The 22,392-nt window shown below is 60.4% G+C and carries 19 protein-coding genes and 1 pseudogene; 15 read left to right on the top strand and 5 right to left on the bottom strand.

The window, feature by feature from the left end; genetic code table 11:
- Positions 1-4 precede the first annotated feature (4 nt).
- The 3 genes from hpaE to AB1286_RS28805 are packed head-to-tail and all read right to left on the bottom strand — an operon-like array spanning position 5 to position 3,020.
- Positions 5-1,465: a 5-carboxymethyl-2-hydroxymuconate semialdehyde dehydrogenase gene (hpaE, locus tag AB1286_RS28815; RefSeq protein ID WP_430366607.1), complete on the bottom strand. Its 1,461-nt coding sequence runs from the start codon at positions 1,463-1,465 to the stop codon at positions 5-7.
- Positions 1,466-1,488: 23 nt separating this feature from the next.
- Positions 1,489-2,250, bottom strand: coding sequence for a fumarylacetoacetate hydrolase family protein (locus AB1286_RS28810; RefSeq protein ID WP_430366606.1), 762 nt, complete (start codon positions 2,248-2,250; stop codon positions 1,489-1,491).
- Positions 2,247-3,020 (bottom strand): fumarylacetoacetate hydrolase family protein, encoded by a 774-nt coding sequence (locus tag AB1286_RS28805; protein WP_430366605.1) that lies wholly within the window; start codon positions 3,018-3,020, stop codon positions 2,247-2,249. Before AB1286_RS28805 ends, AB1286_RS28810 begins: the two co-directional genes overlap by 4 nt.
- 133 nt (positions 3,021-3,153) lie before the next feature.
- On the opposite strand from AB1286_RS28805, the gene hpaR reads away from it, so the two are divergent.
- Together hpaR and AB1286_RS28795 are read left to right on the top strand one after the other, a co-directional pair.
- The gene (hpaR, locus tag AB1286_RS28800) at positions 3,154-3,600 is read left to right on the top strand and encodes a homoprotocatechuate degradation operon regulator HpaR (protein ID WP_430366604.1); all 447 of its coding nucleotides are present in this window, start codon (positions 3,154-3,156) and stop codon (positions 3,598-3,600) included.
- A 612-nt stretch (positions 3,601-4,212) separates the two neighbouring features.
- Positions 4,213-5,256, top strand: coding sequence for an alpha/beta fold hydrolase (locus AB1286_RS28795; protein ID WP_430366603.1), 1,044 nt, complete (start codon positions 4,213-4,215; stop codon positions 5,254-5,256).
- A 53-nt stretch (positions 5,257-5,309) separates the two neighbouring features.
- Here the strand turns inward: AB1286_RS28795 and AB1286_RS28790 are convergent, their stop codons facing one another.
- Positions 5,310-5,858: a thioredoxin family protein gene (locus AB1286_RS28790; protein WP_430366602.1), complete on the bottom strand. Its 549-nt coding sequence runs from the start codon at positions 5,856-5,858 to the stop codon at positions 5,310-5,312.
- A 151-nt stretch (positions 5,859-6,009) separates the two neighbouring features.
- Here AB1286_RS28790 and AB1286_RS28785 point away from each other — a divergent pair.
- The 7 genes and pseudogenes from AB1286_RS28785 to AB1286_RS28755 form a co-directional block, all read left to right on the top strand.
- A pseudogene (locus AB1286_RS28785) lies at positions 6,010-6,909 on the top strand (thiamine pyrophosphate-dependent enzyme); the annotation flags it as partial.
- 116 nt (positions 6,910-7,025) lie between these two features.
- The gene (locus tag AB1286_RS28780; RefSeq protein WP_430366601.1) at positions 7,026-7,400 is read left to right on the top strand and encodes a GFA family protein; all 375 of its coding nucleotides are present in this window, start codon (positions 7,026-7,028) and stop codon (positions 7,398-7,400) included.
- Between the two features lie 124 nt (positions 7,401-7,524).
- Positions 7,525-8,268: a response regulator gene (locus tag AB1286_RS28775; RefSeq protein ID WP_430366600.1), complete on the top strand. Its 744-nt coding sequence runs from the start codon at positions 7,525-7,527 to the stop codon at positions 8,266-8,268.
- On the top strand, positions 8,265-9,590 hold the full coding sequence (locus AB1286_RS28770; RefSeq protein WP_430366599.1) for an ATP-binding protein: 1,326 nt from the start codon (positions 8,265-8,267) through the stop codon (positions 9,588-9,590). Before AB1286_RS28775 ends, AB1286_RS28770 begins: the two co-directional genes overlap by 4 nt.
- Before the next feature lie 153 nt (positions 9,591-9,743).
- Positions 9,744-10,361: a GNAT family N-acetyltransferase gene (locus AB1286_RS28765; RefSeq protein WP_430366598.1), complete on the top strand. Its 618-nt coding sequence runs from the start codon at positions 9,744-9,746 to the stop codon at positions 10,359-10,361.
- Positions 10,362-10,743: 382 nt separating this feature from the next.
- Complete coding sequence (locus AB1286_RS28760; RefSeq protein ID WP_430366597.1) at positions 10,744-12,549, top strand: hypothetical protein; 1,806 nt, start codon at positions 10,744-10,746, stop codon at positions 12,547-12,549.
- Between the two features lie 369 nt (positions 12,550-12,918).
- On the top strand, positions 12,919-14,622 hold the full coding sequence (locus AB1286_RS28755; RefSeq protein WP_430366596.1) for a hypothetical protein: 1,704 nt from the start codon (positions 12,919-12,921) through the stop codon (positions 14,620-14,622).
- A gap of 89 nt (positions 14,623-14,711) precedes the next feature.
- Here AB1286_RS28755 and AB1286_RS28750 read toward each other — a convergent pair whose 3' ends face one another.
- On the bottom strand, positions 14,712-15,869 hold the full coding sequence (locus AB1286_RS28750) for a hypothetical protein (protein WP_430366595.1): 1,158 nt from the start codon (positions 15,867-15,869) through the stop codon (positions 14,712-14,714).
- A gap of 238 nt (positions 15,870-16,107) precedes the next feature.
- On the opposite strand from AB1286_RS28750, the gene AB1286_RS28745 reads away from it, so the two are divergent.
- The 6 genes from AB1286_RS28745 (at position 16,108) to AB1286_RS28720 (ending at position 22,383) form a co-directional block, all read left to right on the top strand.
- Entirely contained in the window at positions 16,108-17,016 is a 909-nt protein-coding gene (locus AB1286_RS28745; protein ID WP_430366594.1) for an EboA domain-containing protein, read from the top strand.
- 10 nt (positions 17,017-17,026) lie between these two features.
- Positions 17,027-17,923 (top strand): TatD family hydrolase, encoded by an 897-nt coding sequence (locus AB1286_RS28740; RefSeq protein WP_430366593.1) that lies wholly within the window; start codon positions 17,027-17,029, stop codon positions 17,921-17,923.
- Positions 17,924-17,995: 72 nt separating this feature from the next.
- Positions 17,996-19,183: a 3-dehydroquinate synthase gene (locus AB1286_RS28735; protein ID WP_430366592.1), complete on the top strand. Its 1,188-nt coding sequence runs from the start codon at positions 17,996-17,998 to the stop codon at positions 19,181-19,183.
- Entirely contained in the window at positions 19,180-20,304 is a 1,125-nt protein-coding gene (gene eboE / locus AB1286_RS28730) for a metabolite traffic protein EboE (protein WP_430366591.1), read from the top strand. Before AB1286_RS28735 ends, eboE begins: the two co-directional genes overlap by 4 nt.
- Complete coding sequence (locus AB1286_RS28725; protein WP_430366590.1) at positions 20,282-21,649, top strand: alkaline phosphatase family protein; 1,368 nt, start codon at positions 20,282-20,284, stop codon at positions 21,647-21,649. The genes eboE and AB1286_RS28725 overlap by 23 nt, the downstream gene beginning before the upstream one ends.
- The gene (locus AB1286_RS28720; RefSeq protein ID WP_430366589.1) at positions 21,646-22,383 is read left to right on the top strand and encodes a UbiA family prenyltransferase; all 738 of its coding nucleotides are present in this window, start codon (positions 21,646-21,648) and stop codon (positions 22,381-22,383) included. Before AB1286_RS28725 ends, AB1286_RS28720 begins: the two co-directional genes overlap by 4 nt.
- Positions 22,384-22,392: the final 9 nt, after the last annotated feature.

Raw genomic sequence — 22,392 nt, 5'->3', positions numbered from 1 at the left:
GAACTTAAACGCGACCCCACTGCGGGATAGCGTGCGAACCGAGCGATACGCATACGTTTTTCGGCTCGAGGAATACTTCGTAGCTCCATGTGCCGCCTTCGCGCCCGACGCCCGAGGCCTTCGTGCCGCCGAACGGCTGGCGCAGATCGCGTACGTTTTGGCTGTTGACGAAGCACATTCCGGCCTCGATCGCGGCGGCGACGCGGTGTGCCCGCCCCGTGTTTTCCGTCCAGACGTAGCTCGACAGGCCATAGGCGATGTCGTTTGCGATTCGGATCGCTTCGGCCTCGTCGTCGAACGGAATCAAGCAGGCGACAGGGCCGAAGATTTCTTCCTGCGCGATGCGCATTCGATTGTCGACGTCGACGAACACGGTGGGCGCAACATAGTTGCCTTCTTTTAACGATGCCGGTAGGTCGAGCGCATCGAGACCGCCGCATGCGAGCGTCGCGCCTTCCTTCGGGCCGAGTTCGATGTAGCTTTGTACTTTCGCAAGATGACCTCGGCTGATCATCGGGCCGACGATCGTGTCGCCGTTCATCGGTTCGCCCACCGTGAGCCGTTTCGCGCGTTCGATGAAACGATCGGCGAAGCGCGCATAGATCGAACGCTGCACGAGGATGCGCGACCCGGCGGTACACCTTTCGCCGTTGTTGGAGAAGATCATGAAGACGGCCGCGTCGAGCGCGCGCTCGAAATCGGCATCGTCGAAAATCACGAACGGCGATTTGCCGCCCAACTCCATCGAGAATTTCTTCAAGCCCGCTGCTTGGACGATTCGATGACCGGTGGCAGTCGAGCCGGTGAACGAGACCGCTCGAACGTCGCGGTGCGAGACGAGCGGTTCGCCCGCTTCCGGGCCATACCCGTGCACGACGTTCAGCACGCCCGGCGCGATGCCGGCCTCGAGCGCAAGCTCGCCAAGCCGTGAGGCGGTAAGCGGCGAAAGTTCGCTCATCTTCAAGACGGCGGTATTGCCGAAGGCGAGACACGGCGCGACCTTCCAAGTCGCGGTCATGAAAGGCACGTTCCACGGCGAGATCAGTGCACAGACGCCCACCGGATGAAATAGCGTGTAGTTCAGGTGCGTGTCGGTCGGATAGGTGTGTCCGTCCACGCGCGCGCACATGTCGGCGAAGTAGTGGAAGTTATCGGCCGCGCGCGGAACGAGCTGTTTGCGCGTTTGCGAGATTGTCTGCCCCGTGTCGTTCGTTTCAAGCTCCGACAACTCGGGCACGTAACGCGTGATTAGCTCGCCGAGCTTGTGCAGCGCTTGCGCGCGGTCTTTCGGCGTGCGTGCGGCCCAGCCGGGAAACGCGGCCTTCGCGGCGGCGACGGCCGCGTCGATTTCTTCGGCGCCGCCGCGCGCCACTTCGGCGAGCACGGCTTGATTGGCGGGGTTGACGGTCTCGAAGTAATCGCGGCCGCCGCGCGATTCGCCGTTGATGAGGTGGTCGATGCGCATCAAAAGTCCTCTATCGGATTCGTTCAGACACGCCCGAACAGAGCGTCGGAGGTGATGTCGTTGACGAGACGGCCGAGACCGTCGATTTCGCAGACGACTCGATCGCCTACATCGACGTTCACGACGCCTTCGGGCGTTCCGGTAAGAATCACGTCGCCGGGAGCGAGCGTCATGAAGCTGCTCAGGTATTCGATCAACGCCGGCACGTCGTTAATCAAGTCGCGCGTGTTGCCGCGTTGGCGCAACGTGCCGTTCACGTACGTGCGCAATTCGAGGTTACCGACATCGGCAACATCGGCGGCATCGACAAACCATGGGCCTAGCACCGTGCCGCCGTCGCGGTTTTTGACGCGCAGATTCGGGCGGTAGTAATTCTCTAGGTAGTCGCGAATAGCATAGTCGTTAGCGATGGTATAGCCCGCAACGTGCTGCATCGCATCCGCGCACGCGACGCGTTGCGCCGTGCGACCGATCACCACCGCTAGCTCGCATTCGTAATGCATGAACGTGACGTTGGAAGGTCGCCGCGTGACGCCGCAGTGGCCGATCACTGTCCCGGGACCTTTGAGGAATACGAGAGGCTCTTCCTGCTCAGTGAATTGCAGCTCTTTCGCATGATCGGCGTAGTTGAGCCCAAGTGCGAAGATCGTGCCCACCTCGATGGGCGCAAGCCACACGACTTCATCCTCCCGAACGATGCGGCCGTCGGCGAGCCGCACTTGGCTTTCACCGCTCGGATAGGCTTCATGGATGGCGCCCGAGTAGGCGACGCGAGCGCGCATCATGGCGTATCTCCGGCCAGTTTCGATCCATCGACGAACGACACATGCAGCGGCGCCATATCGCCGATGTCAATATCGGCTTCGTCGCCGGCGCGCGCAACGGGGGCACCGTGCGGCACGCCGAGTGTCAGTATGTCGCCGGGTGCGAGCGTCATGAAGTCGGTCACATCGGCGAGCAGGCGCGCGACATGGCGTATCGCCGTGGCGGTAGTCGCCTCGAACGACGGGCGGCCTTTCACATTCACGCGAATCGCGACGCTATCGGGATTCGGCAGATGCCGCTTCGCAACGAGTGCGGGGCCGATCACGCAGAAGCGGTCGCGCGCGCGAAAGCGGACCGAGGGACGGTAGACGCTCGCGTGAGGGATGCTGAGATCGGCGACCGCCGTATAACCGGCAACGTAATCGAGTGCATCCTCGATGCGAACGCGCGTCGCCGTCCGCCCGAGCACGATGCCGAGCGAGGCGCCGATTTCGATGCCGTCCGCATCGGCCGGGATGGCTACGGAAGTGCGGTGGCCGGCAAGCGTATTGCGCGGCTTCAAATAGAGGACGGGTGCGTTCGGCGGCGCCTTGTAGGGCGCTTCGTGCATGGCGTCGCCGAGTGCGTCGAGCGCGGCGCGGTCATTGAGCAGGACGCCATACACCGCGCCGGCAATGGGCGCACGGCAAGCGACCTGGCGCGTGAGCAACGCTCGCAAGGCTTGGGCGTCGAGCTCGCGCGGTAACGCATCGCCCTCGACATGGACGAGATGATCGGCCAGTGTGAACATGAACTGGAATCCTAGTTCATAAATCGCTAATATGTTAGCGAGTCTGCGCTTGATATGATTCGCGGTCAATAAGATCGCCGTGTTTGTGCGGGTTTCCCCTCGAGGCGCCGAGCCTCAATCGTCTTCCATTGCCATGTCCCATTCCGCTACCGACGGTCCTGTCCACCGCAATTTGCCGATGTTGTTGTTGCGCGCGAGAGAGAAGATGATGGAGCGGTTCCGGCCGCTTTTGACGGCGAACGGGCTCACCGAGCAGCAGTGGCGCGTGATTCGAGCGCTCGATGAGAACGGATCTCTCGAGCCGCGGCAGATTTCCGACCTCTGTACGATTTCGAGTCCCAGTATGGCGGGGGTGCTCGCGCGGATGGAAGCGATGGGGCTCGTCACGAAGGAACGCTTCGTGGCCGATCAAAGACGCGTGCGCGTTTCGATGACCAAGAAAAGCGCGAACCTCGTGCGCGTGCTCGCGAAGGATCTCGAGAAGCAATATCGATTGCTCGAGCAGCAGGTCGGGCCGGACGTCGTTGCGGCGGTCTATGGCGCCGTCGATGCGTTGTTGGCCGGGCTCGAGCAACCGTGAGCATCGGCCGGCGAATGCTGCCATCCTCGTGCGCCCAGGCGTCTGCCGCTTTGCAATCAACGACTTAGCCGATCAGCCCGCAGGTTACCCACAACCTTGCTAACAAAATCTGGGGATAACCCGCATCGCGCTCGGCCCGATTCTCGCGCGATGCGCTCGCGCCTGCCGCGCTTGTGCGCCCAGGGGCCTTCATCCGTCAAAACAATGACTTAGGCGATGAGCCCGCAAGTTACCCACAAGCTTGCTCACAAAATCTGGGGATAACCCGGAGTCGATGCGGCTAGCGATTCGCTCTCGATATCACGCATTAGGCCTTATCCGATGCGGGCTTGCGGCTGTCTTTCCAGTCGCGTTGATACAACTCGATACATAACGGAAACAAGCACGATACGTGAGGGGTTTTCAATTACCCCTGGTTGCTTATCGCCCTTGCAGTGTCTTCCCTTGGAGCCGAGCGAGCACGCCTTGCCAGCTTAACGGACGAGTACTTCTCTTGAAGCCTTGAGCATTGTCGAAAGGGTGCGAGGTTGGCAGCCGACGCTATCGAACGGGCTTGCGTCGGGTGCCGTGGCAACGCCTTGCAACGAACTGCTATTTTTCGGAGGTACAAGTATGTCTGATCAAGTCAACGAACGGCGCCGGCGCATGTTGGGCACCGGAATCGCTGGTATCGCGCTGCTAGGTTCGGGCCTGAGCGAGATCGCCAACGCGCAATCGTTGTCCGCCGCGACGGGGTCGGTAGCGAGTGCGGGTCTCGGGTCGTTCGGCACGCTGCGCCACGTCGAGGCGAACGGACTCACCATCGGCTATATGGAAGCGGGTCCCTCCGGTGCGCCGCCCGTCATCCTCTTGCACGGGTGGCCCTACGATGTTTATAGCTTCGCCGAGGTTGCGCCGCTGCTCGTGGCAGCAGGTCATCGCGTGCTCGTGCCGTATCTGCGCGGCTACGGTCCCACGCGGCTGCTCTCGGCCGATGCGCCTCGCAACGGCCAGCAAGCCGTCGTTGCGGTCGACGTCATCGCGTTCATGGACGCGCTCAAGATCAAGCAGGCTGTGATCGGCGGCTTCGATTGGGGCGCGCGGACGGCCGATATCGTCGCGGCGCTCTGGCCCGAGCGCTGCAAGGCGCTCGTCTCCGTCAGCGGATATCTGATCGGCAGCCAAGAGGCGAACAAGAAGCCGCTGCCGCCGCAGGCTGAGCTAGCGTGGTGGTATCAGTTTTATTTCGCCACCGATCGAGGCGAGGCGGGTTATGCCGCGAACCGGTTCGACTTCAACAAGCTGATTTGGCGCCTGGCTTCCCCGCAATGGCGTTTCGACGACGCGACATACGCGCGTTCGGCCGAGGCGTTCGACAATCCCGATCATGTGGCGATCGTCATTCACAACTATCGTTGGCGGTTAGGGCTCGTGCAAGGCGAGCCGCAATACGACGAACTGGAAAAGAAGCTGGCGATGTCACCGGATATTTCGGTGCCGACGATCACGATGGAGGGCGACGCGAACGGTGCCCCGCATCCGCAACCGGCGGCCTACGCCAAGAAGTTCAAGGGCGCCTATCAACATCGGAACATCGGCGGCGGCATCGGCCATAACTTGCCGCAAGAAGCGCCCAAGGCGTTCGCGGACGCCATCGTTCAAGTGCAAAAGCTGTAAAGGAACGGTCGCATCCGCTGCGGCCAGTTGCGCAGCGGATGCCGATCTAGCGACTAGGACAGGCCGAGCAGCGATCGAACACGCGCCTCGGTCTCGGCATAGTCGCCTTCGCCGAAGTGGCTGTACACGAGGTTGCCCTTCTGATCGAGCAGATAGACGGCCGGCCAATATTGATTGCCGTACGCATTCCACGTGGCGTATTGATTGTCCTGTGCGACGGGGTAGGTGATGCCGTAGCGTTTGATCGCGTCCGACAGATTTTTCGTATCGCGCTCGAACGCATATTCGGGCGTATGTACGCCGATCACGACGAGCCCCTTGTCGCGGTACTTCTCGTACAAGCCTTCCACATGAGGCAGCGTATGCACGCAATTGATGCAATCGAACGTCCAGAAGTCGACTAGCACCACTTTGCCGCGCAGTTGCCGCAGATTTTGCGGCGGCCCGTTCAGCCAGTGGTCGATGCCGGTGAACTCGGGTGCCGGCGCGCCGGCGGCGATGGCCGGGCCCCCTGGCGATGCGGCATTCGTCGATGCATAGGCGACCAGCGCGGCGGCTGCGACGCCGGCAAAAACGGTTGCGATCTTGATCCGTTTCAACATGATTACACCTCTCGAAAATTGAACTTCAGGTGTATTTGAGCGCCGCGACGTATGTGGCATTTGTCCGAGGAAGCGGCATGCGAATCGGCGTGTATCCAAGCCTACCGCGGATACGTTCGGATACAAAATCGCGCCCACCGAGGTACGGGGCGCGCGATGTGCGGCCGGGGCCGACGCCGCATCCACTGGACGGCTCGCGGTGTGCGCCGGCAGCTGCGGCCCCGGCAACTTGCACTTGATCAACGGCCTATTCGATGCCCATCGCAACGGGCAGCCCGTGCTGGCCATCGCCGCGCATATCCCCTCGACGGAAATCGGCCTCGGCTATTTCCAAGAGACACACAGCTGATGCTCGGCACCGATTTTCCTTATCGCTCGTTTTATCCGTCCAACGCGAAAATCGTCCAAATCGACCGCCAAGGTTCACGGCTCGGTAGACGGGCGCCGCTGGCGCTCGGCCTCGTCGGTACCGTCAAAGAGACGATCTCGGCGTTGTTGCCGCTGCTCGATCGTAAGGAGGAGCGCAGCTAGACCCGTGATTGAACGATCCGTGTAGCTGGCGAACGCGCTGCCGCAGGCGCTCGGCGCACAAGACGCACATCGCTCGCGACAGGTCGTATCGCTTTCGGGCGACGGCGGTTTGTCGATGCTGCTCGGCGATTTGCTCTCGGCACGCCAGCTGGACCTGCCCGTAAAAGTCGTCGTATTCAACAACAGCTTGCTCGGGTTCGTTTCGATGGAATTGAAAGCGGCGGGCTACTTGGACACGAATGTCGATTTGGCCGAGACCGACTTCGCGGCCATTGCGAGGGGCGCCGGCATCCACGCCGTCAGAGTCGACGATTCCGCGGCGCTCGAGGGTGCCTTGCGCGCGGCGTTTGCTCACCCCGGCCCGGCGCTCGTCGATGTGGTGACGTCCAAGCACGAACTCGCGATGCCCCCCAAGGTAAGCGCCGAGCAGGCGAAAGGCTTCAGTTTGTACATGTTGCGGGCGATTCTCAGCGGTCGGGGCGACGAAATCGTGGAGCTGGCCCGAACCAACCTGCGCTGACCGGCGCACGAATGCAATATTTCTTGTCCGGGTCCCGCTCAGATACATTGAGACACAAAGCGAGGTGGCCTTTGATGTATAACCCCGTTATCGCCGATGTCTTCCAAGGAGCCGAGATGAGTGCCGATGTATGGAAAGGAGCTTGCCACTGCGGAGCCGTGAAGTTCGAAGTCCGCGCGCCTTTGTCGCCCGCGTTTCGCTGTAACTGTAGTCTGTGCCGCCGCAAAGGCGTGCTGATGACGCAGCCGGTTCCCGTCGAAGATCTGAACATCGTTTCGGGTCGCGATGAATTGACGCTATACCAATTCAATACGCACGTGGCGAAGCACTATTTCTGCAAGCATTGCGGCATCCATCCGTTCCATCAGACGCGTATGGATCCGACGCGTTGGCGCGTGAACATTTCCTGTCTCGAAGGTGTCGACCCCTACGCAATCGAATACTCCGTTTTGAATGGGGCAAGCCTGCCTCTTGCCGAGCCTAGCGTATGAAACGACTGATCGCTGTTCTCGCGTTTGCCGTCGGTGGCCTGGCGTCCGAGCTGGCGCATCCGGTCCAGTGCTTGTTGATTGCCCCTAGCGGCGTATCGGAACGACGGCGGAAGGTCGAACGTTCATGAAGGACACGATCGACCACGTTCTCGTCGTCGACGACGATCGCGGGATTCGGGAATTAGTGGGAGCCTACCTCGAAAAGAACGGCATGCGCGTATCCCTGGCCGCCAACGGTCGAGAGATGCGCGCGGCGTTGCAGTTCGCCGTGCCCGATCTCATCGTGCTCGACTTGATGATGCCCGGGGAAGACGGTCTCATGCTGTGCCGCGAACTGCGCGCCGGAAAGTTTCGTACCGTACCGGTGGTCATGCTGACGGCGCGCGGCGATGAGACCGATCGAATCGTCGGGCTCGAAATGGGCGCGGACGATTACCTCGCGAAACCGTTCGCCGTGCGCGAGCTGTTTGCCCGCATCCGTTCGGTATTGCGTCGAGCGCGGATGTTGCCGCCCGGGATGCAAGTCACCGAGGTCGCGCCTATGCTGGCGTTCGGCGACTGGCGACTCGATACGACCGCGCGCCACCTCTTGGACGAGCAGGGCACGATGGTCGCGTTGAGCGGCGCCGAGTATCGGCTGCTGCGTGTCTTCGTCGATCATCCGCAGCGCGTGCTCACGCGCGATCAGTTGCTCAACCTCACGCAGGGACGGCAGGCCGACCCGTTCGACCGGTCCATCGATCTGCTCGTGAGCCGGTTGCGTCAGCGCCTGCGCGACGGTGCGCGCGAGCCGCGCTATATCAAGACGTTGCGCAATGAAGGCTACGTATTTTCGGCGGCCGTGACGGTGATCGAGGCGGCGCAATGAGGATGTTTTCGCGTTGGCATTGGCCGCGCAGCTTGTTCGCGCGGCTGGCGCTCATCTTCTGCGTGGGGTTGGCGCTCGCGCAGGCGTTGTCGTTCTGGCTCACCGTGACCGAGAGGGACGAAGCGACGGTCAATGTCATGACGGGCTATGTGGAGCGCGAGGTGGCCAGCTCCGTGGCCCTGCTCGATCATTTGCCGCCGGACGAGCGCGCTCGATGGCTACCGCGGCTCGCACGGCGTAGCTACGAATTCATCCTCGGCCCCGGCGAGCCCGGCACGCCCGTCGATGCGCGTCTTTCGGAGCGTTTCGCGCGCTCCATCACGGACGGACTCTCGCGTACTCACACAGTAACGACCAACGCGATCGCCGATAGCAGCGAGCATTTTCAGGCGCATTTGACGCTGACGGACGGCACGCCGCTGACGATCGATTTCCACCCGATGTCGAGCATTCCGCTTTCGCGTTGGCTGCCGCTCATGCTGATCGCGCAGTTCGCGTTGCTGATCGGTTGCTGCTGGCTCGTCGTTCGCTTGGCGACGCGACCCCTCAATCAACTGGCGCGAGCAGCCGATTTGCTCGGCCCCGATCTGAAAGGGGCGCGCCTGCCTGAAGCGGGGCCGTCGGAGGTGGCGCGGGCGGCGCGCGCGTTCAATGCCATGCAGGATCGCATTGCGATGTATACGGCCGAGCGCGTGCAAATCCTCGCGGCGATTTCGCACGACTTACAGACGCCGATTACGCGTATGCGCCTGCGCGTCGATGTCATGGACGATGGCGACGAAACGGACAAGCTGCGTCAGGATTTGCTGGAGATGGAAAACCTCGTGAAAGAGGGCGTGACTTATGCGCGTAGCCTGCATGGCGCCAATGAACCGCCATGCAGGGTGGACCTCGATGCGCTGCTCGATTCTCTCGTGTACGACTACACGGATGCAGGCAAGGACGTGACGCTTGCGCAACATGTCGCCATCGCCGTGATGGCGCGGCCGCGCGCCCTGCGGCGCGTGCTCGGCAACCTCGTCGACAACGCCTTGAAATTCGGCGGCTCCGCAACGATCGAAGCGACATCGACGAAGGGCGGCGGCGCGATCATCTGTATCCGCGATGAAGGGCCTGGCATTCCGGAGGCATTGCTCGAGACGGTGTTCGAGCCGTTTTACCGTATCGAAACCTCGCGCAATCGTAGCACCGGTGGAACGGGGCTTGGCCTCGCGATCTGTCGGCAGCTCGCCCAGTCCATGGATGCCACGCTGACATTGCGTAATCGCAGCGGCGGCGGCCTCGAAGCGGTGCTGGCGCTCACCGGCACGCCTCGGGAATGACTTGGCGGATTGGTTGCCCGAATAAGATTGGAAAGTCTTACAAGCCGTGCCGAAGCTGCGTTTCGTATCCATACCCGGGGCGTACGGTTGGGCTTTCGTTAAGCTCGTCCGCAAGCTCTATTTCAACATCACAGACCATCGCGAGTATCGCCCATGTTTGAAGTTCGACTTGCTGTCCCTTCGGACACTCCGGCGCTCGAGGCGCTCATTCGCCGCTCCGGTGTGGGATTGAGCGTGGGCTTCTACACGCCTGAGCAGGCGCAGGCCATCACGCAGCACGTATTCGGTGTCGATAGCCAACTCGTGGAGGACGGTACTTATTTCGTGGTGGAGCACTACGGATCTCCCGTGGCTTGCGGCGGATGGAGCAAGCGCCGGACGTTGTTCGGCGGAGATAGGGCAAAGTCCGGGCCGGACCCGCTCCTCGATCCTGCTGTGGAAGCTGCGCGTATCCGCGCGTTCTTCGTGGAGCCGTCCATGGCACGTCGCGGGCTTGGCAGGCTCCTTATGGACCGCTGTATCGCAGAGGCCTTGCGGGCAGGATTTCGGTCGATGGAACTCGTGGCGACACTTCCCGGCGAGCCGCTGTACCTCGCCTCAGGCTTCGCGGTGCTGGAGCGCTTCGAGTTGTCTCTCCCACCGGACATCCGGGTGCCGGTGACGCGCATGTCCCGGCCGCTGTCTCCTGCGGACGCCTGCGAGGGACCGGCCGCGGCGGGAAGCGCGGCCAAGGGCGATAGCTCGGCAACGGCCGAACGCGATCGACTGTAGCGGCGGCGGCCTCGAAGCGGTGCCGGCGCTCAAAGGAAGGCCTCGAGAATGATTTGGCGCATTTGCTCGCTGAATTGAGTTTTATATAGGAAAATGCGCCTGGAAAAATCGGACGGATTTCGGATGTAATCCGCCAAATCGATTGAATAAGATGCTCGACGGATATTCGGAAATGCCGAGATTGATTTAACAAAACTTAACGCGTTTCGCGGTCTTTTCTTCCTATAGTATGGGGCGAACGTTGTTTCCATTGCTTCGGAAATGTTGAGGAGAGGATGCCGTGAACCAATTCGCTGCCGTTGATCTTTTGATACAGACCAAATCCGGGCGGTCTGTCTATTCCGGACGATTAGCTGCCGGTGCGATATTTGGCGCTTTAAGCTTGGTCAGTCCTTTATCGATGGCGAGCGTGGTGCCGGGCCCCATCGTATGCACCGGCACCGTTGCATCGACAGGCGGCAATCCCAATGGTCAACTCTCCGTCGATACGCCGACGCCTGATGGCGTGCGCCTTTTCCCTGTCGGCCAGGCGTTCAAACTGTCGTTCCTCACGGCGGCTCCGGCATCGGACGCCGTCATCTGGTCGATCAGCGACGCCTCCGGGGCGGTGAAGGAGCGCGGGGCGTTCAGAGTCGAAAAGGGCGCCCAGACGAACACGCTCTCTTGCCGCGCGACGTTAGCCGGGTACTTTGCCGTGTCGGCGAAGTTGGCGCGTGCGGGTAGCGTGCTGCCCGAGGCGGGCACACGTCCTCGCGGCATCGCCACGTTCGGGATCGTCGCTGACTTATCGGCCGTCGTGCCGGCAGTCACGTTCGCGCATCAAGATCAGCACCGCTTCGGCATGCAGGGCATGAACGGCAATGCCGCCGCGCTCGCGGGCCTGGGCATCGCGCAAACGATCGACGCGCGTCAGCTTTCCGTCATGGAGCCGAGCGGGCCGAACACGTGGACGCCGTCGCTATCCGATCTGGGGTCGGACTATACGAGCGGCAAGATCATGCGTCTCGTTCGCCTCGACGGCATTCCCGCGTGGGCCAGCCCGACAGGCGCATACGAGGACGACACGAATGCGCCGACCAATCTCGCTTACTACCAGAACTATATGGCGCGTGTCGGCAGCGACACCGCCGCGATCAAACGCGCATATTTCCCGAAGCAACAGCGCAATTACTATCAGGTCACCTGGGAACCGCAATGGGCGGACGCTCAAGCGAACTTCGTCGCCATGTACAAAGCCGTTTATAACGGCTTGCATTCGACCGATCTCAACGCGGTCGTGATGGGAACGACGAACGCGTCGCCGGCGAACTGCGCAGCCGATTGCACGAGTGGCTATCTGCAAACCTATGCGGCGCTGGGCTTGGGCAGTTATATCGACGGCGTGACGACCCACGGCTATTACGATGCCGGTACTTATCCGGCGCATCCGCCCGAGTTCTACGATACCGATTCTAATCCGGCCAATGTTGCGAAGGCATTGGATAAGCAGATGCAGACGCTGCGCGCGCAAATGCAGTCGGTTAGGCAGAACATGAGGTTGTGGTCGACCGAATTGGGCATTCGCTACGATCCGGGCGCAGCCTATGGGCCCAACTATCCGACGGCCAACGAACTCTATGCGCAGGCGGCGGTTGCGGCTCGCGCACACCTGATCGTTCTTGGCGAGGGCGCGCAGGTCACGTACTTCGGCTTCGGGCCCGATACGGCGGAGAAGGTCGGCGACGGCACGTTTTTCGATCTCGTCGATGCGAACGGAAACGAAGCGGCAACGAATCTGAGTCCGAAGCCCGAAGCGATGGCGTTCGCCGCGATGACGCGCATCGTCGACGGTACGCAAACGCTCGGCCGGCTGAATGACTTGCCGCCGAAGGTCTACGGCTATGCGTTCCAACAACTCGGTGACGGCAAGATCATTACCGCTTTGTGGACCCATGACAACGCGCAATGGCCGACGCCGTCCGGCGTCTACAGTACGACCTATAGCAAGTGCTATTCGCTCGCCGTCGATGCGCCGGGCACGCACGGCGACGTGGCGGTGCTCGACATGATGGGGAACGCGCGTACCGTCGAATATACGAATGGGAAGGTCGATTTGACGCTGACGGAGACCCCGCTTTACGTCGTCTCGACGAACGCCGCATGGACGAAGGCCAATGTAACGGCGCCGGTCGGCTATGCCGGTCAATGAAGTCGAATAGCGTTCAGCTCTAACTTTATTCGATTGAGTTATAGATCCGGCTTGATGGCGGAAATTGGTCGTTTTGAAGTTGTCTTCCCGTGATGAATTCTGTATTTAACGAATTCGATGCGACTGTCAAAAGTGATAGGTGTGCGGGCCGCATATGCGGTATAGGCTAGTTGCGCCTAAGTGGCCGTCGCCGCTCTTTTGTCGAGCGGGGAATGAACATCAAGTCGACCAATCAATAACGGGGCGGGGATCATGCTTAATAGATTCGTTATGCAACGCATGTGCGTTGAGCGTATCGTGCCTTCCTTGGCAGCCGCAGTCCTATTCGGCACCTGTGCTTCTGCCGCATTGGGCAAATGTCCGAGTTCTGTGGGAACGTCCGATCAAATTGTCGTGTGCTCGACGTTCCCGGACGACATTCAGGGAAAATATGGCGCGCAAGGTGCCTCGCTCAGAGAGGCCGGGGAGTTTGCCTGGCAAGAATTCATTGCTTTGAACTGGCCTGCACTTGCCAATAAACGCGATACGCCGGATGACTCGAAAAAATTCGGCGACACGTCGCTTAGCGGCCCGCTAGTGTGGCATACCTTCCGAGGGAAAGTGGAGATATACCCGGGGCTTTACCAACCCGAACGGAACCCACCCACGGACAATCCCCCTCCGGGCTACGTCGACTCCGCCGCGAAAGATTACGGTTATGACGCCGGCCCCGCTTATTGCTATGACCGGCCGGGATCGGGAGTCAGTGCTTCCGCGCCGAAGTCGTGCGCCTTGGACACGAATCCACCGTGGATCAATCTTGATGAGAACAGCCAAATCTTTCTCGATCAGATGTTCGCGGGCGTCGTGTCGCAGAATAATAAACTGTACGACGATCAAGTTCTCTTCATGGCGAAAGCCAATCGGGTGGAGTACAAGTACATCGCCGGCAATCATTGGTGGGATGGCACAGCGCCGCTGAAGGCGACGTCCAATTATATAAAGGCGAACAATACACTGCCTCCACCCGGGTCCAGCCAATACGTGAGCTTTCCTGCCGGGGCGGTGGAGGTAAAGGCCGCCTGGCGACGGCTCTCGCCCACCGAAGATCCGAGTCGATATTACATGACCAAGGTCCGCTACTACGTACATGACGCGGCCGGCAAGATTGAGTCCGTCGACACGGAAATGGCGCTGGTGGGGCTCCATATCATTCACAAGACGGAGACGGCTCCCTATTTTATTTATGCCACGTTCGAACAGGCCGATAACATCATCAAGCGCGATGGATCGTTCGCGGAGGACGTCGACGGGGCCGAGATCAATCCGCCGGATACTTTTTTTGCGCCGGAGATCGCATCGATCAACTCGACTTCCGGCACGACCCCGCAACAGTTCTCTTTCGGTAACTTTTCAAACGTCACGCGCAACCAGTTGTACTATTTGAATACGCCTTATACCGGTATTCCGGTGAAGCATTTCTTCAATTCCCATCTTCAAGAATCGGAAAAAATTCTCGTCAATAAGCGGAAGCATCGGATTCCGGACGATATCGTTTCCGTCAACAAGCTAGCCCATGCGGCGATCGATGCTTATACGAACGACAAGTTCGGCAAGATGGCTCCCCGGTCGCCTTGGAAGTACTACAAGCTCGTCAACGTTCAAAGTAAGCCCATAGCAGGCAAGGTGGCGAGCGTAGACTACCAAGCGTCCGACGCCGCGACCTACTACCAAGCCAATAGCGTGATCGAAACGGACTACAACTTGCAGGACTTCAGTGGGAGATTTTTTGCCGAGTTCAAAACGACGGATCCCCATAAGTTCACGATCACCGATTATGCTGGGGCCGTAAGCGGTTCGAAAAAATCCGCGACGGAATTTAACAATGTTCTTTATAAGAACTTAGTCTCCAATCAAATCGCTTCGGTCAACATGGGCGGGTGCATGGGGTGCCATGGCAATGTCGAGCTGAGGGGCGCGGACTTCAGTTTCATTCTGGCCGGTGGACGGGTTCATCTCCCCGATGTGTCTGGCGAGCCCGTGACTTCCGAGCAAGTCGCCCGCTTCGTCAAATACTTCGGCGCGCACCAGTGATACATCGGTGACGCATCGGGGGAGCCAATATTCGGTATCCCCCGATACGTGTCGCTCAACGATTTTTCGAAGCGAGAGCCCCAGCCTTCCTAGCTTAGCCGCAGATCGACGGAGCCGAGTTCGATCAAGTTCTGCATCTCATCGTCTTTGCCGCCGGCGGTCGTCGCCGGTACGGAATATTGGCCGATAACGTCACCTTCTTTGTTGAACAGATCCTCCGACTCCGTCTGCGTGGTGGGAATCTGGAAGTAATCGAACTTGAAGTAGGCGCTTGGCGAAAAAGGCCTGCCGTCCGGCGTGCTGAACGTAAACGCCATCGTCATCAACGGCGTCCCATTGCCGACGTTCTTTGGAACCGTTAGGCGCGTGGCGGCCGTGCCGTTCGTCGAAAACGTGCCGTCGTCTTGGAACGAGCCGCCCTCCAAACGCCTATCGGTGCACTGCGCCACCCATCGCGTTTTCTCAGGGATATCGTAGCCGATCATCGCGACGATGAATTGGCTTGCCACCGGATTGGCGTTGCCGAACGTCAAGTATTCCGTGATGTTGGCTTCGGATCCGGGCTGATGGTCGATGTTACGCTGGGCTACGTTGGGGTTGTTGCGTATCCACTTGACGAAATCCGCGTTGCTGTCGAATTTCTGCGGTATGCCGAACGGAATATTATTGTTGTTGGCCACTGCGATGAAGCAGAAATGCTGTCCCGGCTGTAGATGATTTAAAAGAAAGGGTGCTTCAACGATCCCGATCGAGCCTTCCGGAATCTGAGCGCTGTTGAGGCGGCCGACAAAGGGAATGTTTCCGTAAGGTTTGTCGAGCTGAGTCCACGTGCTCGGCAATAAAAATAGCGATGCATTCGCATAGTACAGATTGACGTTGCCGCGCATCGTCTTGTTCGAGATGTTTTTACAGCGCACATAAATGTTGTTGTTGAGGTTGTTGACGACCGGCTTGCCGAGGTCGGGTCCGCCGTAAGTTTCAACCGCCCGCTCGTAGCTGAGAACGTCTCGTCCATAGGGAATGATATCCGGTGCAGTCCAATGGCATTCCGGCGCCGGGATGGCCCCGGTATCGCCGAAGGCCGTGCGAACCAGTAGTCCTTCGTAAGTTGCCATGTTGCATCTCCCCATTATCAGATGACCCGTAGCGGTCTTGAACGCTCGAAGACCTGCAATAACGAAGTGCCGGATATGGAATGGGTATTGCCCCCGGCCCAAAACAACGACGCTTGCCTCGTCGATCCGCACCCTTTGTCGAAAGAGAGCTTGATCGATTTCCCATTCATCGATCAGTATAGGTAATCGCTAGCGCTTTTCGCGCCTTGAGATGTGAACAATCGTTATTGCCATTGTTATCCCGTGTAATTGACTTTCCGAAGAATGGTTAATATGAATACATCTACCAAATTTGGTAGTGCGTTTTTTGGTGGGCTTTGATCTAGGATCAATGACGGCAATGCGAAAAAATCGATGCTTGAGATGAAACATGAAATCTCCGCCGGACGTCTACCCGATTCCAATGTTGACGTATCTTCTCCAGTCGCGTCTGACCCTAGATGGCTGGGAATTTTTAACGGCTGCGTTCGATGAAATAAAAAGCGGCGTTTCGTTTCTGCGTTTCAAGCAATTGCTTTCGCTTGCTAGTCGTCATGTCGCTTCCGACGTTACGCTCGATCCAAATTGCGATGAGCTTCGCCGGTTCGAGCGAGAGAAGGCCGATTTCGATCCGGTCCGCTGGAGCCTGCTCGAAACCTTGCGCATTGCGCTGCTGCTCTCATTTGCGGAAGTCGCGAATGGCGATTTCCCTGCGTTATTCGATCGTTGTTTCCGTTTCGCGGATCACAACGAAACATGCGCGCTCTATCGAGCGTTGCCGTTGTTGCCGTATGGACCGCTTTTAGTTGCGCGTGCGAGGCAGGGGTGCCGTACCAACATGCGAACGGTGTTCGAAGCGGTCGCTTGCGACTCCAACTTCCCGGTTCGGCATTTCGACGACGCTTCGTGGTGCCAACTCATCCTCAAAGCGGTGTTTATCGACGTGCCGCTTGCACGCATCGAATCGCTCGACACCAGGCTGTCGCCCGAGCTTGCGCGCATGGCGCTCGATTTTGCCGACGAGCGGCGCAGCGCAGGGCGCGATGTGCCGGCGCAATTGTGGCTTTGTCTCGGTCCTTACGCCGGAGCGAGAGGACTCGCCGCGTTGCGTGCCGAGCTGCAAGGCGGCACCGAGCGCGGAAAGCAAGGCGCGCTGCTTGCCTTGGGGCGTGCCGGGGCGCTGACGCATGACGAACCGGCGATCGATTGCGCGTGGCAAGAACACGCGGCGTTCGTCGAGCGGGCTCGCGAAGCCGGGTTCTCCGCACGCGCGATCCACCTTTCCAGCCAACTCAGATGAGGGGTTTTCCGTGAGATTCTTCGACCCGCACATCCACATGACCTCGCGTACGACCGACGACTTGCAAGCCATGGCTGCCGCGGGTATTCGCGCCGTCATCGAGCCGGCATTTTGGTTAGGTCAGCCGCGTACGAACGTGGGTAGCTTCATCGACTACTTTTCGAGTCTCGTCGGCTGGGAACGCTTTCGCTGCGCACAGTTTGGCGTGGCGCACCACTGCGCTATCGGCTTGAACTCCAAGGAAGCGAATGACGAGGGGCTCGCACGCGAGGTCCTCGAATTGATTCCGGAGTTCGCCTTGAAGCAAGGCGTCGTGGCGATCGGGGAGATCGGCTATGACGAGATTACGGACGCCGAGGAATTCGCCTACTGCGCGCAACTCGATTTTGCGCGCCGGCACGAGATGGTCGTCATGGTACACACGCCCCACCGCGACAAGAAGCGCGGCACGCGGCGTTCGATAGCCGTTGCTCGGGAACATGGCGTGGAGATGACAAAGCTGGTCGTCGATCACAACAACGAAGAGACGATCCGAGACGTACTCGAAGCCGGCGCCTGGGCCGCGTTCACGATCTATCCGAATACGAAGATGAGCTCGGAGCGGATGGTGGAGATCGTGCGCCAGTATGGGGCCGAACGCATCATCGTCGATAGCTCGGCGGATTGGGGCGTCAGCGACCCGCTCGCAGTCCCGAAAACCGCGCGTCTGATGCTGGAGCGGGGCATCGCACCGGCCGACGTCGAAGCGGTGACCTGGGGCAATGCACTCGCGGCTTACGGACAGTCGCAACAAATCGATATCGCCGAACTCGCCCGGACACCGCGTCTCGATCAGCGCCAATTGTTCGCCGACAACTCGGTGTTGCGAGGGCAAACACCCTGCGTCGACGAACCCGTGCCGAATTGATCGGGCGGGCGAATGAATCGACAGGGCGGCACGCAGCTCTGTCGAGCGACGAGACGTCATACGGGAGCGTCCATGCTTGAGCATCGCATCGATCAGCGTTTCACCGTGACATACAGCTACCCCGTGTGCTTCACGCGGAAAGCGTTCTCGCCGGACAATCCGGTATTGGCGGAATTAATGCGAATGCCTGAACAAGGCATGAAGGCGCGCGCACTTGTCTTGATCGACTCGGGCGTTGCGGCTAGTCGCGACGGCTATATCGAATCGATCGAACGCTACGCCTACGCGCATAGGCATTTATTCGAACTCGCCCATCCTCCGGTCGCGATGCGCGGCGGCGAAGCGGCGAAACACGGATTGCGGGAGGTCGAACCGATCTACGACCTCGTGCGCGAGATGCGGATTTGCCGACATAGCTATGTCGTGGCGATCGGCGGCGGTGCGGTTCTCGATGCCGCCGGCTATGCGGCTGCGACGGCACATCGCGGCGTTCGACTCATTCGTATGCCGTCCACGGTGCTGGCGCAAAACGATGCCGGTATCGGCGTCAAGAATGGGGTCAACTGGTACGGGCGAAAGAATTTCGTCGGGGCGTTCGCGTCGCCTTTCGCCGTCGTCAACGATTTCGATTTGCTCGCAAGCGCTCCCTCGCACGTTCGTCGCGCGGGTATCGCCGAAGCGATCAAGGTCGCGCTGATCCGCGACGAAGCGTTTTTTGCGCAACTTCATCAGCAACGCTTCGAACTGGCCGATCTCGCGCCTCATGCGATCGAACCGATGATCGTACGCTGCGCGCAACTGCATCTCGCGCAGATTCGCAACGGCGGAGATCCGTTTGAACGCGGCAGCGCACGCCCTCTCGACTTCGGACATTGGGCGGCGCACAAGCTCGAGGAGCTATCGCAACACCGTCTGCTGCATGGCGAGGCCGTCGCGATCGGCATCGCGCTCGATACGCTCTATTCGCAACACATCGGGCTCATCGACGGTGCCGCCGTGGACCTCGTGCTCGACACGATGCGCGATATCGGGTTCGTCCTCGACGACCCCGTACTCGACGAGCTCGACCTAGAGCGGGCGCTTGCCGATTTTCGCGAACACCTCGGCGGCCTGCTTTGCATCACGTTGCTCAAGGGGATCGGGGAGGGCATCGAAGTCGACCGTATCGATATGGCGGCCATGCGCGAGTGCGTCGCTCGATTGCGCGTCATGCGCCAGGCCGTGCAAGCGGTGCGGGCGGCGTCGGAGGTATCGACGTGAGCGACGACTATCCGCTGACGTATTGCACGAATATCCATCCGGGCGACGCATGGGACGATGTTCTTCGCAATCTCGACGACCATACTCTGCACGTGAAGCGCACCTGCTCGCCCGCAAGTCGCTTTCCGCTTGGTTTGCGTGTATCCGCGAAAGCGGCTTCAGTGCTCGACGATGCGAAGATTCGCGATTTCGCCCGCTGGTGCGATCGTCACGACTGCTACGTGCTGACGCTCAACGGCTTTCCCTACGGCTCGTTTCACGGCACGAGCGTCAAGGAGTCGGTCTACCAACCCGATTGGCGCGATTCGCGGCGAGCGGTTTATACGAAGCGGCTCGCCGACATCCTCGCTCAGTGGTCGAGCGAGGGCGGCGAACGCTCGATTTCGACGGTACCGATAGCATGGCGCGACGGCTTCGACAACGGGGATTGGACGCTCGTCAGAGCGCATCTCATCGACGTGCTTTCGCATCTTGCGCGTCTGCGGGAACGCAATGGAACGCTGATTTGCCTGGCGATCGAACCGGAACCGCACTGCGTGCTCGAAACGACCGACCAGGCAATCGAATTTTTCGCGCGTATGGCGTTCCCGTCATCGCTATCGGAGCATATCGGCCTGTGTTTCGATTGCTGCCACCAAGCCGTCGAGTTCGAGGAGCCGGCGGTCTGTCTCGCGCGGCTGGCGAACGCCGGTATTCGCGTGGCTAAGGTGCAAGTGTCTTCGGCATTGCGCGCGCGTGGCGATGAGATCGCCAACCTCTCCAAGTTCGACGAGCCGACGTATCTTCATCAGGCCGTCGCTCGATGCCCCGATGGGCGCACGCTGCGCTTCGCGGATTTGCCCGATCTCGCGAGCTGGCTCGAGCGCGGCGAGTCGATCGACGAATGCCGGGTTCATTTTCATGTGCCGATCTTTCTCGCCGAAATCGGTGATGTCGGTACGACACGTTTCTTCCTCGAAGATTGCCTGCCGCGGCTCGCCCCCGGAACGCCGCTCGAGGTGGAGACGTACAGCTTCGGCGTCTTGCCGCCGAAGCTGCGTCTAGATTCGGTCGCAAGTTCGATCGCCCGGGAGTTGGGCTGGGTCAAGGAGACGCTCGATGCAGCGCACTGCTGTCATTGATGTCGTCGGTCTAACGAAAAGGCTGCTCGGCCCGCATACCCCGAATTTGTCCTCGTTCAGCGACGAAGTGGCCGCGATCGATGCGACGATGCCGGCACTAACCTGTTCGGCGCAGACGACCTACCTGACGGGCAAGCGACCGGCCGAGCACGGGATCGTCGGCAACGGCTGGTATTTCCGCGAACTGGATCAAGTGTGGTTGTGGCGGCAAAGCAATAGGCTCGTGCAGGCGCCGTGCATTTGGCATCTCGCGAAGGCGCGCGATGCTTCCTTCACGTGCGCCAATACGTTTTGGTGGTACGCGATGGCCACCGACGCCGACATCACGCTAACGCCACGGCCGCTCTATTGCGCCGACGGATTGAAACTGCCCGACTTCTACGCGCAACCGTCGACATTACGTCGCTCGCTGCGCGAGCGGCTCGGCCAGTTTCCGCTATTCCAGTTCTGGGGGCCCGGCACGTCGATTCGTTCGAGCCAATGGATCGCCGACGCGGCGCTCGAGGTCGAAATGCAGTTCGCGCCGACGCTGAATTTGATCTATTTGCCGCATCTCGACTACTGCCTTCAACGCGTCGGCCCGGATGCGGATATCGTTGCCGATCTGCGCGCGATCGATGCGGTGTGCGGCCAATTGATCGCGGCGTTGCGACAGCGTGGCGTGCGCGTCGTGGTGCTCTCGGAATACGGCATTACGCCGGTGACCCGCCCCGTGCACATCAACCGCGTGCTGCGCGAAGCGGGTTTCGTGAGCATCAAGCAAGACCTCGGGCGAGATTACCTCGACACCGGCGCATCGCGTGCGTTTGCCGTCGCCGATCACCAGATCGCCCACGTCTACGTCCGCGATCGCCGCGATCTCGCCGACGTCGGCCGGCTATGTGCTGGGCTGCATGGGGTGGGCGAAGTGCTCGATGAGACCGGCATGCGCCGTCACGGACTCGGGCATCCTCGCGCCGGCGAGTTCGTTTTGTTGGCCGAACCCGATAGCTGGTTCACTTATTACTTCTGGCTCGACGACAAAGCCGCGCCGGACTATGCCCGCACCGTCGACATCCACAACAAGCCCGGCTACGACCCCGTCGAATTGTTCGTCGACCCCGGCATCCGCTTTCCGAAGTGGAAGGTCGGGGCCACGCTCGCGCGCAAAGCACTGGGCATGCGCTACACGATGGACGTGATTCCGCTCGATGCGTCGCTCGTGCGCGGCTCGCACGGCATCGGAGCGTTCGACGCCGCCGACGCGCCGATCCTCATGAGCTCCGAACGCAACCGAGTCAAGCGCGGCAATCTCGCCGCAACCGATGTTTGTGCCGTGCTACTCGACCACATTTTTACGCCATGAGCACGCTTACGTTCAATAGCCGATGCCATGCGGCGCTCGCGTTGTGCCGCGTCAGCAATCTGCCGACGGTCTGGATGAATGTGTTGACGGCGGCCGTGCTGTCCGGTCCATCGAATCAGGGGCCGCACGGCGCGTTCGTGCTGTTGCTCGCTTTCGCGCTCTCGTGCTTCTACTGCGGAGGGATGGCGCATAACGATCTATGCGACCTCGATCACGATCGCGCGCACCAGCCGTTTCGCCCCATTCCTGCCGGGACGATCGCGCTCGGCTCAGCGCGCGCGTTGACATTCTCGCTCTTTGCGATCGGCTTCGTTTGTCTACTGCTCGCTCCGCATCGTGCTGGAGCCGCTGCCGGCGTCGCGCTGCTCGTCGTAATCTGGGTCTACAACCGTTTTCATAAGCGTCATCCGTCGACGATGTTCGCGATGGCGGGCGCGCGGCTGCTTATCTATATCGTCACGGCCCTCGCGTTGACGGGCGAGGTATCGACGAAGGTCGAATTGGCGGCCTTGGCGCAGGCCGCGTACACGTCGGTACTCACTGCCGTTGCACGTTTCGAACCCCATACGGCCACGCAGCGCTATCGATGGCCGGTCGTTCCCTGGATGCTCGCCGCGATGCCGATGATCGACGGTTTGGTGCTAGCCGCGCTGGCCGATCCCGCCTGGCTGCTTGCGGGTGCCGCAGGGGCCGCGTGCGCGCGTGCGGGGCAACGCCGCATCCGTGGCGACTAGCGCGTCGAT

The sequence above is a fragment of the Trinickia sp. NRRL B-1857 genome (genome assembly GCF_050470685.1).
In the GTDB taxonomy this organism is placed as follows: Bacteria; Pseudomonadota; Gammaproteobacteria; order Burkholderiales; family Burkholderiaceae; genus Trinickia.
Note: the sequence above shows the minus strand (reverse complement) of the source record. Positions and strands in the feature narration are given on the sequence as shown.